The sequence below is a fragment of the Streptomyces sp. NPDC046939 genome, from assembly GCF_040644575.1.
Lineage (GTDB): Bacteria > Actinomycetota > Actinomycetes > Streptomycetales > Streptomycetaceae > Streptomyces.
Genome location: NZ_JBEYWV010000027.1, coordinates 63,933 through 84,522 on the forward strand (window position 1 = coordinate 63,933; position 20,590 = coordinate 84,522).

Annotated in this window: 17 protein-coding genes; 11 read left to right on the forward strand and 6 right to left on the reverse strand. The window is 73.8% G+C overall.

Annotated elements, in window-relative coordinates:
• Positions 1-60 precede the first annotated feature (60 nt).
• Genes ABZ877_RS27285 through ABZ877_RS27310 form a run of 6 tightly spaced genes read left to right on the forward strand, consistent with a single transcriptional unit; the run spans position 61 to position 10,034 of the window.
• The gene (locus tag ABZ877_RS27285; protein ID WP_361075800.1) at positions 61-1,239 is read left to right on the forward strand and encodes a hypothetical protein; all 1,179 of its coding nucleotides are present in this window, start codon (positions 61-63) and stop codon (positions 1,237-1,239) included.
• Complete coding sequence (locus ABZ877_RS27290) at positions 1,236-3,836, forward strand: hypothetical protein (RefSeq protein WP_361075803.1); 2,601 nt, start codon at positions 1,236-1,238, stop codon at positions 3,834-3,836. Before ABZ877_RS27285 ends, ABZ877_RS27290 begins: the two co-directional genes overlap by 4 nt.
• Positions 3,833-5,632, forward strand: coding sequence for a hypothetical protein (locus ABZ877_RS27295; protein ID WP_361075806.1), 1,800 nt, complete (start codon positions 3,833-3,835; stop codon positions 5,630-5,632). Before ABZ877_RS27290 ends, ABZ877_RS27295 begins: the two co-directional genes overlap by 4 nt.
• The gene (locus ABZ877_RS27300; RefSeq protein ID WP_361075809.1) at positions 5,619-7,547 is read left to right on the forward strand and encodes a TOMM precursor leader peptide-binding protein; all 1,929 of its coding nucleotides are present in this window, start codon (positions 5,619-5,621) and stop codon (positions 7,545-7,547) included. Before ABZ877_RS27295 ends, ABZ877_RS27300 begins: the two co-directional genes overlap by 14 nt.
• Entirely contained in the window at positions 7,544-9,064 is a 1,521-nt protein-coding gene (locus tag ABZ877_RS27305; protein ID WP_361075811.1) for a nitroreductase family protein, read from the forward strand. The genes ABZ877_RS27300 and ABZ877_RS27305 overlap by 4 nt, the downstream gene beginning before the upstream one ends.
• Positions 9,065-9,098: 34 nt before the next feature.
• Positions 9,099-10,034 (forward strand): thiopeptide-type bacteriocin biosynthesis protein, encoded by a 936-nt coding sequence (locus ABZ877_RS27310; RefSeq protein WP_361075813.1) that lies wholly within the window; start codon positions 9,099-9,101, stop codon positions 10,032-10,034.
• A 164-nt stretch (positions 10,035-10,198) separates the two neighbouring features.
• Here the strand turns inward: ABZ877_RS27310 and ABZ877_RS27315 are convergent, their stop codons facing one another.
• Positions 10,199-11,038, reverse strand: a complete 840-nt coding sequence (locus tag ABZ877_RS27315) for an ABC transporter permease (protein ID WP_361075816.1) — start codon at positions 11,036-11,038, stop codon at positions 10,199-10,201.
• Positions 11,035-12,006 carry an ABC transporter ATP-binding protein gene (locus ABZ877_RS27320; RefSeq protein WP_361075819.1) on the reverse strand — a complete coding sequence of 324 codons (972 nt, stop codon included), beginning with the start codon at positions 12,004-12,006 and terminating at the stop codon, positions 11,035-11,037. The genes ABZ877_RS27315 and ABZ877_RS27320 overlap by 4 nt, the downstream gene beginning before the upstream one ends.
• Before the next feature lie 298 nt (positions 12,007-12,304).
• Here ABZ877_RS27320 and ABZ877_RS27325 point away from each other — a divergent pair, with 298 nt between their 5' ends.
• Positions 12,305-13,543 (forward strand): FAD-dependent monooxygenase, encoded by a 1,239-nt coding sequence (locus tag ABZ877_RS27325; RefSeq protein WP_361075822.1) that lies wholly within the window; start codon positions 12,305-12,307, stop codon positions 13,541-13,543.
• Positions 13,544-13,602: 59 nt separating this feature from the next.
• Here the strand turns inward: ABZ877_RS27325 and ABZ877_RS27330 are convergent, their stop codons facing one another.
• The gene (locus ABZ877_RS27330; RefSeq protein ID WP_361075825.1) at positions 13,603-14,451 is read right to left on the reverse strand and encodes a LysR family transcriptional regulator; all 849 of its coding nucleotides are present in this window, start codon (positions 14,449-14,451) and stop codon (positions 13,603-13,605) included.
• 104 nt (positions 14,452-14,555) lie between these two features.
• Here ABZ877_RS27330 and ABZ877_RS27335 point away from each other — a divergent pair, with 104 nt between their 5' ends.
• Entirely contained in the window at positions 14,556-15,299 is a 744-nt protein-coding gene (locus ABZ877_RS27335) for an SDR family oxidoreductase (RefSeq protein ID WP_361075828.1), read from the forward strand.
• A gap of 25 nt (positions 15,300-15,324) precedes the next feature.
• Here the strand turns inward: ABZ877_RS27335 and ABZ877_RS27340 are convergent, their stop codons facing one another.
• On the reverse strand, positions 15,325-15,468 hold the full coding sequence (locus ABZ877_RS27340; protein WP_361075831.1) for a hypothetical protein: 144 nt from the start codon (positions 15,466-15,468) through the stop codon (positions 15,325-15,327).
• A 242-nt stretch (positions 15,469-15,710) separates the two neighbouring features.
• On the opposite strand from ABZ877_RS27340, the gene ABZ877_RS27345 reads away from it, so the two are divergent.
• Positions 15,711-15,908: a tautomerase family protein gene (locus tag ABZ877_RS27345; protein WP_361075834.1), complete on the forward strand. Its 198-nt coding sequence runs from the start codon at positions 15,711-15,713 to the stop codon at positions 15,906-15,908.
• Between the two features lie 139 nt (positions 15,909-16,047).
• Positions 16,048-16,950, forward strand: coding sequence for a LysR substrate-binding domain-containing protein (locus tag ABZ877_RS27350; RefSeq protein WP_361075837.1), 903 nt, complete (start codon positions 16,048-16,050; stop codon positions 16,948-16,950).
• A gap of 27 nt (positions 16,951-16,977) precedes the next feature.
• On the opposite strand, the gene ABZ877_RS27355 is transcribed toward ABZ877_RS27350, so the two are convergent.
• Positions 16,978-17,523 (reverse strand): AAA family ATPase, encoded by a 546-nt coding sequence (locus tag ABZ877_RS27355; protein WP_361075840.1) that lies wholly within the window; start codon positions 17,521-17,523, stop codon positions 16,978-16,980.
• Between the two features lie 126 nt (positions 17,524-17,649).
• Here ABZ877_RS27355 and ABZ877_RS27360 point away from each other — a divergent pair, with 126 nt between their 5' ends.
• On the forward strand, positions 17,650-18,075 hold the full coding sequence (locus tag ABZ877_RS27360) for a pyridoxamine 5'-phosphate oxidase family protein (protein WP_361075843.1): 426 nt from the start codon (positions 17,650-17,652) through the stop codon (positions 18,073-18,075).
• A 35-nt stretch (positions 18,076-18,110) separates the two neighbouring features.
• Here ABZ877_RS27360 and ABZ877_RS27365 read toward each other — a convergent pair whose 3' ends face one another.
• Positions 18,111-20,354 (reverse strand): N-acetylmuramoyl-L-alanine amidase, encoded by a 2,244-nt coding sequence (locus ABZ877_RS27365; RefSeq protein WP_361075847.1) that lies wholly within the window; start codon positions 20,352-20,354, stop codon positions 18,111-18,113.
• Between the last annotated feature and the right edge of the window lie 236 nt (positions 20,355-20,590).

Genomic DNA, 20,590 nt, shown 5'->3' on the forward strand with positions numbered 1-20,590 from the left:
ATGATGCTGAGTTTTCGACGTTTCCGACGTTTTCGATTTCATTGCGGAAGGTGCCAGGACATGGGGGTTGACGCTCCGGAGCGCATAGCCGTGAGGCCGGGTTCCACCGACCTGACGGGGGTACGGCTCCACACACGGATGCCGGTGACACCGGCCTGGCTGGCCCGGCACGTCGTCCCGGCCGCCCGGGAGCTGACCGGGCGCGGGGTGCCCGGGGTGCAGGTGCGCCGGGGCTGGCGGCACGGACCGCACATCGACCTCCTCGCCCCGGCCGGCGGCGCGGGGCCCGCCGGGGACGTCGACTGGGCCGCCGTCCTCGCCGGACTCGACGCGGGCCCCCTCGACCCGAGCAAGGCCCTCACCGAGGAGAAGTACCTCGCCCAGGCGCGGGAGCTGGGCCGCCTCGAAGGGGTGCAGCCGCCCTACCTGCCGCTGCGCGAGCACGGCGCCGTGGAGCACGTCGCCGCCGACGACCCCGCCCTGCGCTCCCGCGACCCGCGCCTGGACACGCTGCGCACCGTCGTCCTCGGCGCCCTCACCACCCCGGTCCTGACGACGATCGAGGGCATCGCGGACCGGCCCCGCAGCGCCACGGTCCGCCTCGCGGAGGCGTTCGCCGCGCTCATCGACACCCACGCGCTCGGCCCGGCCTACGGCGTCTTCTCGCCGCGCTCCCACGTCGAGGCGTTCCTCGCCTGGGCGGCGCCCACCAAGGACATGCGGCCCGCCTTCCGCGAGCGCCTCGCCAAGGACGCGCCCGAGCTCCGCGCCGTCGTCGGACAGCGGCTGAGCGGCGAGGTGTCGCCCGCCGCCGCGCAGTGGCGCACCGCGTTCGCCTACGCGGCCGGGGTCCTGGACAGCGCCGTCGCCGCCGGCACCCTCACCGGTGACCTCCTCGACTCCGTCGGTGACGCCGTCGACCGCAGCGAGATGGGCCCGCCCGGAGCGCCGACCGTGGTCCCGCGCGGCGCGCAGCCCGACACCGACTTCCACCGCACCGTGCACGGCTCGGGCGCGATCGACACGCCGTCCCCGTTCTTCGCCGCGTACCGCCTCCTGACCAACCTCTTCTACCAGCAGTTGCCCCTCCTGACCGTCCCGCCGATGCAGCGCTACTACATGTGCTTCGCCCTCGCCGAGACGGTCGACGAGGTGCTCGGCACGAGCTGGCGGGACCGCCTGGACCGGACCACCCCTGCCGCACCGGGCACCGCCGAACCGACGGGAGCAGCACGATGACCATCCCCGAACCCCAGTGGTTCCTGCGCGTCAACCCGCTGCGCCGCAGCCGCCTCGCCGACCCCGGGCAGCGCCGCCTGCTGCACCAACTCGCTGCGGTGGAGGCCGAGTTGGCGGAGGCCGCCGAGCCCTGCTCGCAGGTGCTCTACGAGCGGATCGGCGCCGCCGGGTCGGACGCCGAGCGCCGGGAGCTGATCGCGCTGCGCCGCGCCATCCACAACGGCCGCGCCCCCCGCAAGGAGGCCGACAGCCCCGCGACGCGCACCCCGGCCGTGGCCCGCTGGCTCGCCGCCCACGAGGAGCGCGAGCGGTTGCGCGCCGCTGTCGTCGAGGGCTACGCGGCCGCCTCCGACCGCGAACGCGAGACCCTGGCCCGCCTGCTGAGCGACGACGACCTGCTGCGCTCGCTCGCCCTGGTCGCCCCCGAGGTGCACCAGGAGGCCGAGCGCTACCGGGCCGCCGTCCAGGGCCCCGGCAAGGTCTCCGCCCGCACCCGCAAGTCGGAGCGCGGTCTCATCCAGTACGTGACCCGGGCCATGGTGCGCACCAGCCCGCTCTCCCGGTTCACCGCCGTCGGCATCGCCGAACCGGCCCCGGCCGGCGACGAGACGGCCGTACGCCCCGGCGAGGTCGCCTTCACCGGCGCCGAGGCCGTCCCCGGCCTGGACCGCGTCATGCTCGGCTACGTACTCGGCGACGACAACCAGGAGACGGACCCGTCCGAGCTGTGGGTGGGCGTCCCGCCGACCTCCGCACCCGACCCGGCGGCGGGCAAGCTGTTCTTCCTCAACGTCACCGACCAGGGCATCCGGCGCCTCGCCCTGCCCCTCGACGGCCCCGTCGGCGACCTGCTCGACGCCCTGTCGATGGGCCCGCGCCGCTTCCCGGCCGTCGTCGCCCACGTCGCCGGACGCGCGGGCTGCTCCGCCGAGGAGGCCGACCGCCGGGTGCGGCAGGCGTTGCGCCAGGGCGTGCTGTGCACCTTCGCCCGCGCCGAGGAGCACGTCGCGAGCGCCGACTACGACGAACTGCTCACGCTCCCGGCCGGAACAGAAGCGGCCGAGCTGGCGGACAAGGTGCGCACCGCCCTGCCCCGCCTGGCCGATACCCCCGCGCAGGAGCGCGGCGCGGCCCTCGCCGCTCTGCGCGCGGACCTCGGCCGGTTCAGCCAGGCCGCGGGCCGCCCCGCGCACATCACAGTCGAGGAGGACTACGTCATGCCACCGCTGAAGGTGGCCTCCGCCGACTGGCACCCGCACCTCGCCGACGTGGGCCCGGCGGTGGAACTCCTCTCGGTCTTCGACTGGCTGCACGACGTACGGGTCCTGATGACCGCCGCGTTCGTCGAGCGCTTCGGCGCCGGGGCGAACGTGCCGCTCGCCGAGCACGCCCCGCACATCGTCGCCGAGGTGTCCCGCCGCGCCGCCGCCATGGCCGCCGTCTACGGACCCCAGGGCACCGGCGAGGCCACCGCGCTGACCGGCCTCGGCCCGGCCGACGGCAGCCTGGAGCGCATGTACCTGCTGCGCCGCGAACTCTCCGACGCGGTCCACGCCCAGCTCACCAAGGTCGCCCAGGAGGGCGCCGACACCCTCGCCCTCACGGCGGCGGACGTGGCCGAGCTGACCCGCGCCCTGCCCGACCGCTTCCGCCAGGACCCGCTCATCTACGGCGTCCTCCTCCAGCAGGCGGGCGACCGGCTCGTCCTCAACGACGGCCTCCCGGGCCACGGCATGCTCTACGCCCGCTTCCTGGAGGCCGACCGCCGCCAGGGCGGCCGCGCCCTGCCCCGCCTCGCCGAACGCCTCGACCGGTTCTACGGGCACGACGGCGCGCGCGTCACCGAGGACCTGGGCCTGCACCGGCTCAACGTCAACGCGCACACCCCGATCCTGCCCGGCGGCCTCACCGCGGAGGACTGGTTCACCCTGCGCCTCGCGCACGACGCGGCGACGGACACCCTCACCGTCGAGGACGCCGACGGCCGCCCCCTGCGCGTCCTGCCCCTCGGCACCGGCCACCCCGGCCTGTTCCCGCCGCCCCTGTCGGTCGCCTCCGGCCTCGTCATCAGCGGCCGCCTCTTCAACAGCCTCCCCAACTCCTGGCACGCGTCGACCCCCTGGGACGGCACGGCCACCCGCACCGCACCTCGAATGACGGTCGGCGACGTCGTCATCGGACGCCGCCGTTGGTACGGCGGGACCGAGCTGGACACGGCGATCGCCGCGGGCCCCGACGAGCACGAACGGCTCCTCGCCCTCACCGCCTGGCGGGCCCGGCACGGCGTCCCCGAGGAGGTCGTCGTCAAATCGGTCCCCGACGACGAAGGACCCCTGTCGGTCGGCGCGCCCGACGTCCAGTCCAAGCGCCTCCAGCAGAAGCCGCAGTACGTGGACCTCTCCAGCGCCCTCGCCGCCCGCGTCCTGCCCCGGATGCTGGAGCGGCGCGGCGGCGGCGCCGACTACCTGGAGGAGGCGCTGCCCGGCGTCACCGACGGCACCCACGCCACCGAGTGGGTGCTCGAGGTCGGCCGCGCGGCCGGCGGCCCGTTCACGTACGCCCCGCAGAACCCGGCACCGGAAGGGAAGCGTTCATGACACTGACCGAGACGGAGTCGGAGGCGGCGCGGGGCACACGCACCTCCGAGGCGCCCGAGGCCCCCGCGACACCGGCCCCGCTGCTCAGGACCCGCCCGGGACTGCACTACGCCCCGGTCACGGGCGGCGTCTACTTCAGCGGAACACGCGGCCAGTTCGTCCTCCGCGGCTCCGACATCCTCTACGCCGTCGCCGACGTCTGCCTGCCGCTCCTGGAGGCGGGCACGAGCGAGGACGCGCTGGTCGCGGAGTTCGGCACCGAACGCGCCCGGCCCGCCGTACGCCACCTCGTCACCAAGCTCCGCGAGAACGGGCTCCTGCTCGACGCGGCGACCTTCAGCGCGCCGGAACCCCCGGCCGCTCAACGCGCCGCGCACGCCGAGAGCCTGGCCCGGCTCGCCGCCCACCTCGACGACCCCTACGCCGCGTTCGCCCGGCTGCGCCGCACCACGGTGGAGCTGCGCGGCCCGGCGACGGCGGTGGACCCGGCCCGCCGGGGCCTGCACCGGGCCGGGGTCGCCCGCACCACCGTGACCGCGCCGGCGCCCTCGCCGCTGCCCGCGCACCTCGTCCCCGTCTGCGACCCGGCGATGTACGCCGACCCCGCCCTGCTCCCCGTCGGCGACCCGACGGTGCAGGGCGGGGCAGCCGCCCCCCGAGCGGTCATCGAGTTCATCGAGGGCGAGGGCGAGGCGACCTGGGCCGAACAGCCGGGCACGGTCCACGTCCCCGTCCTGCTCGGCCCCGGCATCGGCCTCGTCGGACCCGTCGGCGCGCGCCCCGCCGCCTGGCGCGTCCTGCGCGACCGCGCCCTCGCCTGGGCCGCGGCCGAGGGGATCGGCCCCGCGGCGGGCCCGGTGGCGCACTCCCTGGCGGGGGCCCTCGCCGCGCAGCTCCTGGCCGACACCCTCACGGGTGTCGCGGAGCCCGGCGAGGCCCACGTCGTCCACGGCCCCGGCCTGACGGCCGACCGCATCACCGTCGCGGGCGCCCCCGCGCACGAAGCGGTCACCGTCGTCGCCCTCGACGACGCTCCCGCCGAACCGCTCCCCGACCCCGAGGACATGCTCGGACCGGCCCGGTCCGTGACCGCCCGCTGGACCGGCCTCTTCGCCCTCCCGCAGGGGGAGCGACTGCCCCAGATGCCGCTCGCCCTGCGCGGCGCCGAGCACCGGGCCGACCGCACCGGTGGCGTCCTCGCCTGGGCGGGCCACCAGGAGGCCGCGACCGTGGCCGCCGCCCTGGCCGCGCTCAGAGACCGCGTCTCCGACCGGCCCGGCACCCCGGCGGCGGGACTCACCCGCGAACACTGGCTACTGGACGGCGCACTACGTCAACTAGCTGACCAGGTGCGGGAGTTGACGGAGAAGGCCGCTCTCGATTCGGAGACGGACCGCATCCTCGCCGCCCTGCGTACCCACCTCACCCCGGCCGAACCGGAGATCACCCTCTCCGGGGCCGACGGAGTCGACTGGCGCCTGGCCGAGGTCACCGTCGCCGGCCGTCGCCTCGGCGCGGGCTGGGGCCCCACGGCGGCCGAAGCGGCGCACCACGCGCTCGGCACGGCCCTGGCACTCGCCCAGACGGAGGGCGCGGCCGTCCCCCCGCTGTCCACCGACGCCCTCTCGACCACCGACGCCGCCACCCGCGCCGCACTGCGCGCACAGCTCACCGCCCGGGGCGCCACGTACCGAGGACATGCCCACCGCACGGACCCCGTCCTCGGTGAAGTCCCCTTCTGGTACGGCCCGGTGACCGCCTCTCCCGTCCAGGAGCCCACCGATGCCGACGACTGACCAGCGCCGCACCGCACAGCCGGTGCTCCCCGGCCCCGCGCTGCCCGCCGCCACGCACGACGACTGGCTGGCGCCCCTGGAGGCGCTCGCGCGCACGACGGGCGCCACCGTCTCCGTGAACCTCGGCTGGGACCTCGACTGGGAGCGCGGCCCCCTCGACGCCGCGCCCGGCACACCGCACCTCTCGGTCCGCGTCCACGACGACGAGGTCATGATCGGCCCCCTGTGGGTGCCCGGCACCGACTCCGGCTGCGCCGCCTGCGCCGAGGTCCGCGAACGCACCGTCCTCGACCACCCCCTGGTCGGCGACCTCACCCAGGCCACCCGGATCGCGGCCGCCCCCGCGCCCCTCCTGCCCGAGCTGCTGCGCGCCGCCCTGGCCCACCTGGCGGACGAGCCGCTCGCGCCGGGCGAGGCGTACGCGGTGACGCTGCGCGGCGCCCGCCGCCACCGCATCGCGCGGAGTTTCTGGTGCCCGGTGTGCGGCCCGTCGCCCGAGGACCTGGTCAGCACGGACACGCCTCCGCCGCCGAAGGTCCTGCGCCCCCGCCCGGCGGTCCCCGGCGACGCCACGCGCACCGCCGACAGCCGCCTCGTCACCCCCGGCCACCTGCGCGAACGCCTCGTCGACGAGCGGTTCGGGCCGGTCCGCGCCATCCTGCGCGAGTCGCACACCCCGTTCGCGATGAGCATGGCCGTCGTCGCGGACGCCCCGGCGATGGGCCACGGCAGGGCCCGTACGTTCGAGGAGACCGAACCGGTCGCCGTCCTGGAGGCGTACGAGCGCCTGGGCGGATACCCGTACGACATCCCCCTGCTGACCGGCCGCTCCTACCGCGACGTCGCCGAGCACGCCGTCGACCCCGACACCCTCGGCCGCTACACCGCCGAACAGCTCGCCCACCCCACCAGCCGGGCCACGCCGTTCACCGCCGACACCCCGATGGACTGGGCGTGGGGTCACGACCTCGCCGACGGCCGCCCACTGCTCGTCCCCGCCGACCACGCCTTCTACCAGTACGAGTACGCGTTCCGCAGGGACCGCCGCGCGGCCCGGATCGCGGGCGCCGCGAACCGAAAGCACTACTTCTTCGACTGCTCCAGCGGCTGCGCGGTCGGCGCCAACTACGAGGAGGCCGCCCTGCACTCCCTCTTCGAGGTGGCCGAGCGGGACGCGTTCCTGACCTCCTGGTACCGGGCCGAGCCGCTGCCGCACATCCCCGTCTCCACCCTCACCGACCCCACCAGCCGGGCCATGATCGAGCTGATCCGCTCGCGCGGCTTCGACGTCCATCTGCTCGTCGCCACCCAGGACATCGCGCTGCCGGTGGTGTGGGTCATCGCCGTGAACGAGAAGAACCCGTTCCCGGCGACGTTCTCCTCCGCCGGTTCCGGCGCCGACCCGCAGTCCGCGATCCGCGGGGCCCTGCGCGAGGTCGCCCAGCTCGTCACCAACCCGGTCGACTGGACCCGCGAACAGGTCGAGCCCATGGTCGAGAACCCGTGGCTGGTCGAGGAGCTGGAGGACCATGTCCGGTTCTCCTCGCTGCCCGAGACCCGCGACCGCGCCCTCGCCGGGCTCGGCGGCCGGGCCGTCACCCTGGACGAGGCGTTCCCCGACTGGCCGGGCCGGCTCGAACGCGCCGCGAACGGCGACGTACGCGCCACCCTCTCCTACGTCGCCTCCCTCTTCGCCGACGCCGGGCTCGACCGCGTCGTCGTCGTCGACCAGACCAGCCGCGAGCACGCCGACGCCGGGATCGCCGTCACCCGCGCCGTCGTCCCCGGCATCGTCCCGATGTGCTTCGGCCACGCCCAGCAGCGCCTCGACGGCCTGCCCCGGCTCCGGGCGGCGCTGCGCGGCACCGCGCAGGAACACCGGGCGATCCCCTACGACCCCCACCCGTTCCCGTGAGCGCGCCCGCGCCCGAGTGGACCCGCAGGGCCCCGGTCGACCTGCCGGGGCCCGAGGGCGACAACAGCATCGCGCGCGAACCCCTCTGGTACGCGTACGGCAGGGGCGAGGACCGCCCGGCGCCGCCGAGCTGGACCTACGAGCCGACGCCGCCCCCGGACGCCCACGTACCCCCGCCGCCGCCACGCCCGGCGGGCCCGTCGGCGACGCTGCCCCTGGGGACGTGGCACCGCCTGTCCGCCCTGCCCTACCCGGCGCTCCCGGCACCGCGCTCCACGCCGGACGACGCGCTGCTGCACGCCCTGACCACGACGTTCGCCCCGCTCCGCCGTGAACCGGAGAACCCCTACAACGAACACCGCCCCTACGCCTCGCCCCGCTGCCTCTTTCCCGTCCACGCCTTCGTGGGCGGCGGTGACGGCGACGGTTGGCGCCTCCTCGAACCGGACCGGCACGCCCTGACCGGCCCGCCCTCCGCCGCCGCCTCGCGCATTGTCCTCACCGGCAGGTACACCGCGATCCCGCCCGCCTACCAGTGGTTCCGTGGCTCGCTCGTCGCCCTCGAACTCGGCATGGCGCTGCGCGCGCTGAGCCTCGGCCTGGAGCTGTCCGGAGTACCGGCGACCCTCACCCTGCCCGACGAGAACGCCCACGCCCTGCTGACGGCGGCGGGGCTTGACCGCACCTGGGAATGGTCGCTGCCCTGGCTGATCGAGACGGCCCCCGGCACGCCGCCGAACCGCCCCGTCCCGGCCCTCACGGAGCCCCCGCCCCCGGACACCGACGCCTCCCTGGCGGACGTGGTCCGCGTCAACAGGGAGCAGACGTACGGGAGTTCACCCGCGGCGCCCCTGACCACGGCGGTCCCGGCCGGCCTGCCGCCGTCCGCGCTCGCCCCCGACTGGGCGGAACTCCTCTTCCGGCGCCACTCCGGGCGGATGCCACGCGGCCTGCACGGCATGGACTCGCTCGCGCGCCACGCCCCGCTGCCCGCGTCCACCCTGCGCACCGCGCTCGCCTGGCTCGGCGTGCCGCCCCCGCACCCCGCGCTCGCCGCCGCGTTCGACGCGATCACGGTGACCGCCGTCACCCAGCACATCGACGGGTACGCAACCGGCGTCCACCGCCTGCGCGACGGGGCCGCCCACCTGGTGCGCGCCGACCCCACCGCACCGGCGGGCCTGGAAGCGCACTACGGCTACGGCCTGTCGCCGGTCAACGGCTGTGGCGTCGCCAAGGCACCCCTCACCGTCTTCTTCTCCGTACGCCCCCGCGCACTCCTCGCCCGCCTCGGACCCACCGGCTGGGGCGCCGCGCAGCACGCGTGCGGCTGGGCGGTGCAAGGACTGTGCCTGGCCGCCGCCGCGACCGGCCTGTTCGCCCGCCCCGTACGGGCCTTCAAGGAGATCCCCACCAAAGAGGTCATCGCGCTGGACGAGGACGAGACGATCGTCCTCTCCGCCGTCGTGGGAGTCCCCCGGGCTACCGGCGGCCCCGTACTCGACCTGCGTCTCTGAGCCGCACCCTCACCACCCGGACAAGGGAACCCGCATGCCCGACACCACGACCGTGACGACCCCCCGGCGCTGGAGCGCCTGGCACCTGCACCTCGGCACCACCGCGCGCGGCGCGCACGACCGCGTCCTGACGGACGTCATCGGCCCCACCGTCGCCGGACTGCCGTCCGGCACCGAGTGGTTCTTCCTGCGCTACTGGCAGTCAGGACCCCACCTGCGCTTCCGTGTCGCCGACCTGACCCCGGACGCGTACGCGCGCGTGGAGGAAGCCCTGCGCGTACGGCTCACGGACGCGGGACAACTGCGCGACGGCGAGGAACCGCTGGCCCCCGAGGCGTACGAGGAAGGCGCGTCCCGGCTCGCGGCAGCGGGGGAGACGGGGCTCAACGCCACCGTGCGGACGCTGCTCCCGCCCGGCGTGCACCGGGCCGCGTACGACCCCGAGTTCGAGCGGTACGGGGGCCGCGCCCTCATGCCCGCCGCGGAGTCGCTGTTCCACCTCTCCAGCGCACTCGTCCTGCGCCTGACCCCGTCGGTGACCACCGAGTCCCAACGGGCCCGGCTCGCCCTGCGCGGCACGCTCTCCGCCGCCGTGGCCCTCGGCGACCCCGTCGAACGCGCCCACTACTTCGCGCGCGGCCGCGACGCCTGGCGGGCCTGGGCCACCGACGCGGGGCACCCGGCCGGCCTCCTGGACCGGATCACCCGCGTCGAGCAGGACCCGGCCACGGCCCGCGTCTCGCCGGACGCCCATGGCCCGTTCGCCGCCTGGCACTCGGCGCTGGCCGCCCACGCGGACGACATCCGCCGCACCTCGCCCGTCCACCCGGGCATGATCCTCTTCTCCCACGCCCACATGCTCCACAACCGCCTGGGCCTGAGCCTCCTGGAGGAGCTGCGCACGTACGCGTGGCTCTCCCACGTCTTCCCGGTGACGACCCCGGCCCCGCACCTGGCACCCGCCGGCTGACACCGCCCCCGTCACGACGGGTGCCCGCCACGAAGGCCCGGCCGGATTCCCCCTCCGGCCGGGCCTTCCCGTCATCCCTTCCCTCGCCCTGCCGCACGACGCCGAGGGGCCTCCGAAGAGGCCCCTCGATGGAGTGGCTCACCAACCTGGGCGACGGGCCGGGATCACTCGGGACGCGGGTCCCACCGGAAGCTGCGCACCGCGATGAGCGCACCGATCACACCCCACGCCGCGAGCACCCCGAGCTCCTTCCACTGGAACTCCGAGCCCTGCGTGAACGCCGCCATGATCGCGTCATTGAACGGCTTCACCGGCAGCAGCCCCGCGACGTTGTTCAACAGCTCCGCGTGGACGGGGAAGTAGCTGCCCGAGATGAACACCAGCGGGAACTGGATGAACTGCACCACCGCGGGCGCCGCCTCCGAGTTCTTGATGAGCGAGGCGACCCCGACACCCAGCGCGCAGAAGCTCGCCGCGCCGAGGACCAGGGTGAGCGCGAGCGCGGCCCAGCCCCGGGGGAGGTCGACCCCGTACAGGTTGCCGATGCCGATGACCAGCGCGACGTCGACGACGCTCACGAACACGCAGTGCACCAGCAGACCCGCGAAGTACACCCAGGCGGGCAGGGGAGTGGCGTGCAGCCGCTTGAGGACCCCGGTCTGCCTGCGCATGGCGAGCACGATCGCCAACTGCCCGTAGCAGGCGCCGAGGACGGAGACCGCCGCGATGGTCGGCGTGTAGTACTCCATGCCGTTGAGACCGAAGAAGAACTCCTCGCTCTCGCCGCCGCCGAACACGGCACCGAAGATCGAGATGATCACGATCGGCAGGACGAAGGTGAAGACCATCGACTGCGGGTTGCGCCAGAACGACAGCTGCTCGTACCGGATCTGGTGCACGAGCAGCGCCAGCGAGCCGCGCTCGTCCGGCCGTCCGGCCCGCGCGCGCTCGCGCCGGCCGGCGGCGGTGGTGGTGGTCGTGGTGGGGGGAAGGGTGCTGGTCATCGTCGGCTCCGTCCGGGTCGGCGGCCCCGCGGCTTTCGCCCGGTGGCGGGAATCGAGGCGTCCTGCTCGGCGTAGGCCCTGGTCAGACCCAGGTAGACGTCCTCCAGGGTCGGCTGCTCGACGGTCAGCCGCTCCAGCGTCGTACCGCGGTCGAGCGCCCACGAGGTGAGCCGGTGCAGGGCGGACGTCGCCTCCTTCGCCTCGACGGTGACGAGACCGTCCTCGGCGTCGGCGACCGTGAGCGGCACCTCGCCGATGGCGGCACCGGCCGGCAACGCGAACCGGATCTTCGTGAGCGCGCTGTCCCGGCCGCCGAGCGTGTCGGGCGTCCCCGCGGCGACGATGCGCCCGGCGGCGATGACGGCGACGTTGTCGGCGAGCGCCTGCGCCTCGTCCATGTAGTGCGTGGTCAGCATGATGGTCGTCCCGGCGTCCCGCAGATTCCGCACGGCCTCCCAGGCGCCGCGCCGCGCCCCCGGGTCGAACCCGGTGGTCGGCTCGTCCAGGAACAGCAGTTGCGGGTCACCGATCACGCCGAGCGCGAGGTCGAGCCGCCGCTTCTGCCCGCCGGACAGGTCCTTCACCTTGGCGCCGCGCTTCTCGTCGAGCCCGACGAGATCGATGACCTCGTCCACATCGCGCGGAGCCGGGTAGTACCCGGCATTGCGGGCGACGGTCTCCCGCACCGACAGGTACGGCTCGACCGCGATGTCCTGGAGCACGAGCCCGATCTGCCCGCGCAGCCACCGCCCGTCCGCCTTGTCACCGGGGTCCCTGCCGAGGACGCGGACATCGCCGCCGTCCCGCTCCCTGAACCCCTCCAGGATCTCCATCGTGGTCGTCTTGCCGGCCCCGTTCGGCCCGAGCAGAGCGAAGATCTCGCCCTCCTCGACGGTGAAGTCCACACCGCGTACGGCCTCGTGGTCCCCGTACTTCTTGAGCAGGCCCTCAACGGCCACCGCGGTCACCGCGGCCACCCCTCGCCTGGCTGCCGTGTCACTGTCACTGTCACTGGTCTCCTCCGAGCGGCGGATGGCGAACTGCTGATCTGTACGAGGAAGTTATGGCTGGTCGGGCCGGTTCCAGCAGTACGGGGACGGCAACCGATGACGTCCGTCACGCAAGCGACGACAGTTGTCAGCCCCCGCCCTGGGGGACGTTGCCGCGCCCGCACCCGCCGCCCATGCTCAAGTCCTCCCGACCGATGACAGGACGACTGACAGTGCGACGACGCGGAAGGCGGTCCCGGACGTGCAGACGGGCGATGTGAGGACAGCGGACGGAACGAAGCGGCGCGCGCCGGGGACGGAGCGGCCGCGCATCGCCGTCATCGGCGCGGGCATCGGCGGCCTGACCCTCGCCGGCGCGCTCACCGCGACCGGAACGCCGTACGTGATCCACGAGCAGACCCGCGAACTGGCCGAGGTCGGCGCGGGCGTCCAGCTCTCCCCCAACGCCATCAGGCCCCTGCTCCGCCTCGGCCTCGGCCCGGCCCTGGAGGAGCACGCGGTGCGGATCGAGGCGATGGAGGTACGCGGCTGGAACGGCCGCCCCATCGCCCGCACCCCGCTCGGCCACGAGTGCGAGCGCATGTTCTCGGCCCCGTACCTGACGATCCACCGCGCCCACCTGCACGAGGCCCTGCTCTCCTCGACCGACCGCGACAGCCTGAACCTCGGCCGCCGCCTGCGCACGCTGGAGGAGCACCCCGGCACCGGCGACGTCCGCCTCACCTTCGACGACGGCACGTCCTCCACGGCCGACGTCGTGATCGGCGCGGACGGCATCCACTCCACCGTCCGCGAGGTGCTGCGCCGGGACGACCCGGTCTTCTCCGGCCTCGGCATCTACCGCGGCCTCGTCCCCGTCGACGCGCTCCCGCCCACGGCCCGCGAACGCCTCGTCCGCCTCTGGCTGGGCCCCGGCGGCCACTTCGTCTGCTACCCCGTGGCCTCCGGCAAGCTCCTCAGCTACGCCGCGACGGTCCCCCTCGACGGCCCGCCGCCGCCCGAGTCCTGGTCACGGGAGGGCGACCCCGAGGCCCTGCGCGCCGCCTTCGGCACATGGACGGGCCTGGTGGCCGACATAGTGCACGCGGTCGAGACGACCCACCAATGGGCCCTGCACGACCGCGCCCCCCTCAAAGCCTGGTCGACGCGGCGCATCACCCTGGTCGGCGACGCGGCCCACCCGATGCTCCCCTTCATGGCCCAGGGAGCCAACCAGGCGATAGAGGACGCGATGGACCTGGCAGCCTGCCTCACCGGGGCCTCGCACGGGGCGATCGCCGACCAACTCTCCCGCTACGAATCCCTGCGCATGCCCCGCACAGCCGAGATCCAACGCGGCTCCCGAGGCAACGCAGGCGTCCTCCACCTCCCCGACGGCCCCGCCCAACGCCGCCGAGACGCCCAGATGGCCGTCCACGCCTCACTACGCGACAGGGCCCCGCTCTACGCCCACGAAACGGGCCGGAGCGTGGTGCCGTTGGTGGGGGCGGCCTGAACAGGGGCCGGGCGTGCCGGATGCCGCGTCCGCGGCCGGAGTAGCCCGAAGGCTCCCCGTCACAGCACAGTGGCGGCCCGCACCAACCCCGCCACCGCCGTGGAGCGACTGTGGGCGGGCCAGGCGATCACCGTGGTGACCTGAGGCGCGTCGGAGACCGGTACGGCGGTGAGGTTCTCGTGCAGGCCCGTGCGGCCCGACTCGGGGACGATCGCGCAGGCGCGGCCGAGGGCGATGAGCTGGGTGAGCTGGGTGTGGTCGCGCACCTGCGGCCCTGGGCCGTCGGGGAAGGTGCCGTCGGGCCGGGGCCAGCGCGGCAGGGGCAGGTCGGTGAGGGCGGTGACCTCGTCGAGCCGCACGTGGGGGCGGGTGCCGAGGGCGTGGCCCGCCGGGAGGACCGCGACCTGCCCCTCGGTGTGCAGGGTCTCGGTGTCGAAGCCGGCCGTGTCGTCGAACGGCCGGTGCAGCAGGGCCACGTCGGCGCGGCCGTCGCGCAGCAGCCGCGTCTGCTCGCCCGGCCCGCACAGGACGACATCGACGGTGACGGCGCCGGGTTCGGCGGCGTAGGCGTCGAGGAGTTTCGCCAGGAGTTCACCGGAGGCCCCCGCCTTCGCGGCGAGGACGACGGCGGGCCGCCCGGTCGCGGCGAGTGCGGCCCGGCGGGTGCGCCGCTCGGCGGCCTCGACGGCGTCCAGCGCCGCCCGCGCCTCCCGCAGCAGCACCGCTCCCGCCCCGGTCAGGGAGACACCCCGGCTGCCGCGTTCCAATAGGCGCGCGCCGAGGCGCCGTTCGAGCCCGCCGATGGCCCGCGACAGCGGGGGCTGGGCGATCCCGAGCCGCTGCGCGGCCCGTCCGAAGTGCAGTTCCTCGGCGACCGCGACGAAGTACCGCAGCTCACGTGTCTCCACCCCGCCAGCCTAACCGGGCCGGCCAGGACCGATACCCGGCCGGTATCGGCGGCCACCCAGACGGTCTTGGACGCCCCGCCGGGCGGCGGAGAAGGATCGGTGTCATGAGTGAGACGAACACCAACACCCACCACAAAGTCGCGCTGGTGACCGGCGCCAACAAGGGCATCGGCTACGAGATCGCCGCCGGGCTCGGCGCCCTCGGCTGGTCGGTCGGCGTCGGCGCGCGGAACGACGAACGGCGCGAGGCAGCCGTGGCCAAGCTGCGCGCGGCCGGGGCCGACGCGTTCGGCGTGCCGCTGGACGTGACCGACGACGCGAGCGTGACAGCGGCGGCCCGAGCGCTGGAGGAGCGGACCGGGCGGCTCGACGCGCTCGTCAACAACGCGGGGATCACCGGCGGCGGCCCCCAGGAGCCGAGCACGGTCGACGTGGACCGGGTGCGGGCGGCCGTGGAGACCAACGTGATCGGCGTCATCCGCACCACCAACGCCCTTCTCCCGCTGCTGCGCCGCTCGCCGTCGCCCCGGATCGTGAACGTCTCCAGCAGCGTCGGCTCCCTCACGCTGCAGACCACGCCCGGCGCCGAGACGGGCCCCATCGCCGTCGCCTACGCGCCGTCTAAGACGTTCCTCAACGCCGTCACCGTGCAGTACGCGAAGGAGCTGGCCGACACCCCCATCCTGATCAACGCGGTCTGCCCCGGTTTCACGGCGACCGACCTCAACGGGTTCCGCGGCGTACGCACCCCCGAGCAGGGCGCGACCGCCGCGATCCGGCTGGCCACCGTGGGCGACGACGGCCCGACGGGCCGCTTCTTCGACGACGAGGGAGAGGTCCCCTGGTGACACCCCGCCCAGCCGGAGCCGCCCCTCAACGGGCGGCGTGGAGCAGGCCCAGGTAGGAGTCGCGCAGGATGTTGCCGACGCGCAGCGGGCCGATGTCCACGGCGATGCCCCCGCGCCGCCGCCCCGCCTCGACGATGGCCGCGACGTCCTCGGCGCGCCGCCGCCCCACCCGCGCGGACGCGAGGCAGACGATCTACCGCCCCCACCCTGGGCGCCCCCACTCACCCCCGCCTCACGACCTCGTCACGCCATCACGATTCGTGATCGTTGCCAGCTCGAACTGCGCCTTGGACGGTGCCGGGCCCGGTGCTGGACTGGATCCACGACGGCCCGGGCCAAGAGGCGCGGCCCGTGCGACACCCATGCGGCACCGCGCATGCAACCCAGATCCACCGGACACCGGAGAACACCATGCCTCTCATCCACGTACAGCAGACCCCCGGCAAGACTGCCGAGCAGAAGGCCGAACTGGTCCGTGCCCTGACCGACGCGTACGCGCAGGCCACGGGTGGCAAGCCGGAGAGCGTATGGGTGACCGTGCAGGAGATCGGCGCCGACAGTTGGTCGATCGGCGGCGAAACGCTCACGGCCCGGGCCGCCAAGCGCTGACCCCGTCGCACGTCGGCACGCGCCGCAGGACCCACCGGCGGCGCGTACCGGCGTACGAGGACCCCCAGCGGCGATCCCCACCGCACCAAGCCTGTTCGATCATGGACGGGATGGCCGGCTCAGAGCACTGGGGGACTTCATGGAGCTACGACAGATCCGCTACTTCGTCGCCGTCGCCGAGGAACTGCACTTCGGCAGGGCGGCCGAACGGCTCCACATAGGTCAGCCCGCCGTCAGCCAGCAAGTGCGACGGCTGGAGCGGGAACTGCGCACTCAGCTCTTCGACCGCTCCGGCCGCACCGTGACCCTCACCGAGACGGGCGCTGCCTTGCTGCCGGAAGCCCGAGAAGTGCTGCGGGCATCGGGCTCCTTCGCCTCCAAGGCCGACCAGCTCGCCGGCCGGGGCGCGGCCACCCTGCGCGTCGGCATCAGCTCCGCGCTGGGACCACGACTGGACGACTTCCTGGACGCGCTGCCCACGCACGACGCCGGTGCCCGCTTCGAGTTCCAGACCCTCGACGCCCGTACCCGCATGGAGCAGGTGCGCGCCGGACACCTGGACGCAGCGTTCGTACGCGGTGTCGAACACGCACCCGGCCTGCGACTTCTCCCGCTCTGGGACGACCCGCTGATGGTCGCACTTCCCGCCTCGCACGCGCTGGCCGCACACAACCGTCTCGACCTGGCCGATCTGGCCGATCTTCCCCTGCGTCTCACCTCCCGCGAGGAGAACGCGGTGCTCTTCGACACCGTCGTCACCGCGTGCCGCGCGGCGGGCTTCGAACCGGCCTTCGGACCGCCCCTCACCCACCTCCAGGACACGCTCGCCGAAATCGGCGCGGGCACGCCCGGCTGGACCCTGCTCTACCCGATGGCAGCCAGGACGGTGTCCTCCCGCCGCGTCACTCTGCTGCCGCTCGAAGGGAATCCTGTGACCATGCGCATGTCCTTGGCGGTGCGGGAGAACGCTGACCAGGCCAGGCTGAATGTGCTGAGGGAAGCAAGCGATCGAGTACGCCGGACATCCACCGAGGAAAGTTGACGGCCGTGCTCAGGGGAAGGGGCTGGGTCAGTCCTCGACTCGGGCCGTGACGAGGTCGGCAAGGATCTGGTCCACGGTCTGGCCGGGTGTCTGGTGGGTCGTGTCCAGCCAGAGCCCCCGACGCGGAGTCCCGTGGCGCAGGGCGTCGTCGAGAAGGCCGACGGTCCAGGGACCGCCGTAGCCGTTCTTGGAGCGGTCGGCCTCCCGTGCCGCGATCGCTTCGGGCTCGGGCGCGAGGACGACCAGATAGAGGGGCCGGGACGTCACGGCCTGGAGGTAGGGGTCGAGGTGCTCGCCGAGAACGACGTCCTGGAGAACGACGGTCCACCCCGCCTGTGCGTACAGGTCCGCGACCGCTGCGGATGCCTGGTAGCGCAGTCGCAACTGCGCTGTCGCCTCAGCGGTCGGCTCCGGCGTGAACTCCTCGCGACCGGACACGATCATCCGCCGAAAGCTGTCGCCGCGCAGGTGCACGGAGCGCGCAAGCCGCTCGGCCAGCAGTTGCGCGACGGTCGACTTCCCGGATGCCATGACACCCGTGACGAGAACGACTGCGGAACCGAGCTCCTGCACTGCTGACCCCCATAACGGTGCCACGCTCGACGACGACCAGCCGATGGAACGCGGCTCGGGCAGAATGCTGTACCGAAGTGCCTGACGACGCGACCGCAGTGGCATCCGCCCCGAAGGAGCAGTTCCATGGCCCTCACCCGAGAAGAGCGTGAGCAATTCCTCGCCGAGCCGCACATCGCGGCCCTGGCCGTCGACGCAGGCGAGGGAAGGGCGCCACTGACGGTGCCGATCTGGTACCAGTACGCGCCCGGCGGCGACCTCTGGATCCACACCGGCAAGGGCTCACGCAAGCACGAACTGATCGCGCGGGCGGGCCGGTTCACGCTGATGGTCGACCGCCTCGAACCGACCGTCCGCTACGTGTCCGTGGAGGGCCCGGTGACCTCCACGGCCCCCGCCACCCGCGGGCACCTGGTCGAGTTGGCCTCGCGCTATCTGCCGTCGGAGAAGGTCGAGGGCTACGTGAAGTTCGCCGAGGCCAACCACGGTGAAGCAGTCGTCATCACGCTCCGCCCGGAGCACTGGGTCTCCTCGGACCTCGGCAACGTCTGACCGGTCACGCCTGTCGCGCCCGCCCACCCGAGCGGCTACTTGAGATACACCAGGCCGTCCGTGGTCACCGTCGGACGCCCGGAGGTGCCCGCGACGACGATCTTCACGGTGTGCTTGCCGCTGGCGGCCCAGGTCTTGGTCCATTGCACGTCGCGGTACTTGGTGGCGGTGGACCTCAGGTCCACGGTGGCCGCCTTGACGCCGTCGACGTACACGTAGGCCTGACCGGATCCGGAGGCACGGGAGACGACCCAGGCCGCGGACCGGCCGGTGAACGTCCAGGACAGGGAGGCGTTCTTGGTGCCGCTGCTGTAGGACTTCCCGCCGAGGTAGCTGCTGGAGCTCTTGGTGGTCCAGGTGCCGGTGCGGGTCGCGCCGGTCTCCTGGAGGATCACCGGGGTGGCGGTGGTGGACGCGGCGGCGCTGTTCCCGGCCTGGTCGTAGGCGGTCAGGGACCACGTGGTGGCGGTGGCGGGTTTGGCGGTGAGCGGCGCGGAGGCCGTCGCCGGTCCGTAGGTCCGCGCGGACGGCTTGGTCAGGCGGACCTCCTTCAGGGCCGCCGCGTCGATGGCCTTCCACGTGAGGGTCACGGGTACGGAGGTGGTGCTGACGGTGCCGGTGCGCAGTCCGGCGGCGGGCTTGGTGGTGAAGGACGGCGGCGTGGTCTCCGCGACGACCTTGGAGTTCGGGGTGGTCGAGGTCTTGCCGGAGATGTGGACGGCCCGGACGGCGACGGTGTGGGTCCCGGCGGTGAGGCTGAGCGGGGCGGAGGTCGCCGTGGGCGCGCCGGTCGCGGCGACCTTTCCGTCGACGAGGACCTCGAAGCGGCGCACGAACGCCGAGGGTGAGGTGATGGCCCAGTTCACCGTCACGGTGCCGCGCGTGTAGGCGGTGGAGCCGGAGGTGCCTGCCCCGGTGTACGGCTTGAGCGTGAGCCCCGCGACCGGCCCCCCGGCCAGCGCGCGGATGGCGGGCAGTGAGGCGTACAGCTTGGTGCCGGGGCACTCGGTGGCGTAGCCGTCGCGGTGGCCGGAGATCCGGTAGAAGGACGCGGTCTGCCCGAGCTTGAACTTGCCGTTGTCCAGGCCGGCGGCGAGGTCGACCTTGCCGGCCGGGTCGTGACCGTACTGGCCCAGTTTCCAGGCGGCGATGCGGGCGACGGCGGTCTTCGCGGCGCTGGAGGCGTCGACGGAGGAGTATTCGCCGAGGACGGCGATGCCGGTGGTGTTGGTGTTGAAGCCGACGTTGTGGGCGCCGACGACGGGCAGGTCGACGCCTCCCTTACGGCCTTCGAAGATCGTGCCGCACTTGTCGACGAGGAAGTTGTAGCCGATGTCCTTCCAGCCGTTGGACTGCATGTGGTAGGCGCGGATGGCTCGGACCATCGCGGCGGACTGGGCGCACGTGTAGGCGTTGGCGTCGACCGTGTGGTGCACGAACACGGCCTTGATCTCGGTGCCGTAGCCCGGTTCCTCGTTGTTGAGCGACTCGTCGGCGCCCCACTGGGCGCGGGTGACGATGGCGGGCTTGGGAGCGGTCGAGGGCGGCGCTGTGGGCGACGTAGGGGTGGCGGGTGTGGTGGGTGTGGCGGGTGCGGTGGGCAAAGGGGGTGTGGTGGTCGCTTCCGGGCTGGACGGCGGGTCGGTGGGTGACGGCTGCGTCGTGACCGTGGGGTCCGGCTGCGTGGTGAGGGTGGGGTCCGGCTGCGGCGCCGATGTGGTGTCGGCCGGGGGAGTGGTCTCGTCGTCGGGCAGGTCGGCGGTGTAGGCGACGGGGTCGGCGCGGAGCGCCGTCTCGTTGCCGGGGTCCACCATCTCCAGGCGCAGCCCCGCGGGCAGGGCGGAGCCGTGGCCGTCGACGCGGACCTGCACGCCGTCGGACGGACCGACCCAGACGGGCTCGGTGGCGCCGCGCCGGCTCTCGGGTTCGCCGGCGCCGTGGTCATCGGTCAGCAGCGGCTTCCATCCGGTCCACGCGCCGCCCTTGGTACGGGTACGGACCTCGACGGTGCCGGGCAGGCCGGCGTCCGGCTTGCTCCAGGACAGGCCGACCAGGCTGAACGGCTCGGTGTCGCGCCGGGGCAGATCCGCGCGGTCACCGGAGACGGTCAGCGCTGTCGTACGGACATCGGCGCGCACCGGGCCGGACACGGTTTGCGCGGCGCCGGTGCGCGGCCCCTGGGAGTCCCGCGGGCTCTCCGCGATGCCTTGCAGGACGATCGCGCCGGTGACTCCGGCCACGACGGCGGCAGCCGTCGTCCAGATTCTCTTCTTGGTCATGCGGGTAGGACGCCCCTCCACGTCTCGCGGCATCGCACACCGGGAGACGCTCCTCGACCGGCATGTGCCACTGGCAGTGTGACCAACTGAGCTGAAGGTGCCTATGGGTATCGGGACACATTTCGATGTCGGACGGGTGCCTGTGGCGGTGCACATAGTACGGGGCCGCAGGGACGCGGAAGGTTCTCGGGAGGCTGCTGCGGTGCCGAGGCCCCGAACACGGTCGGTCGGCCGGC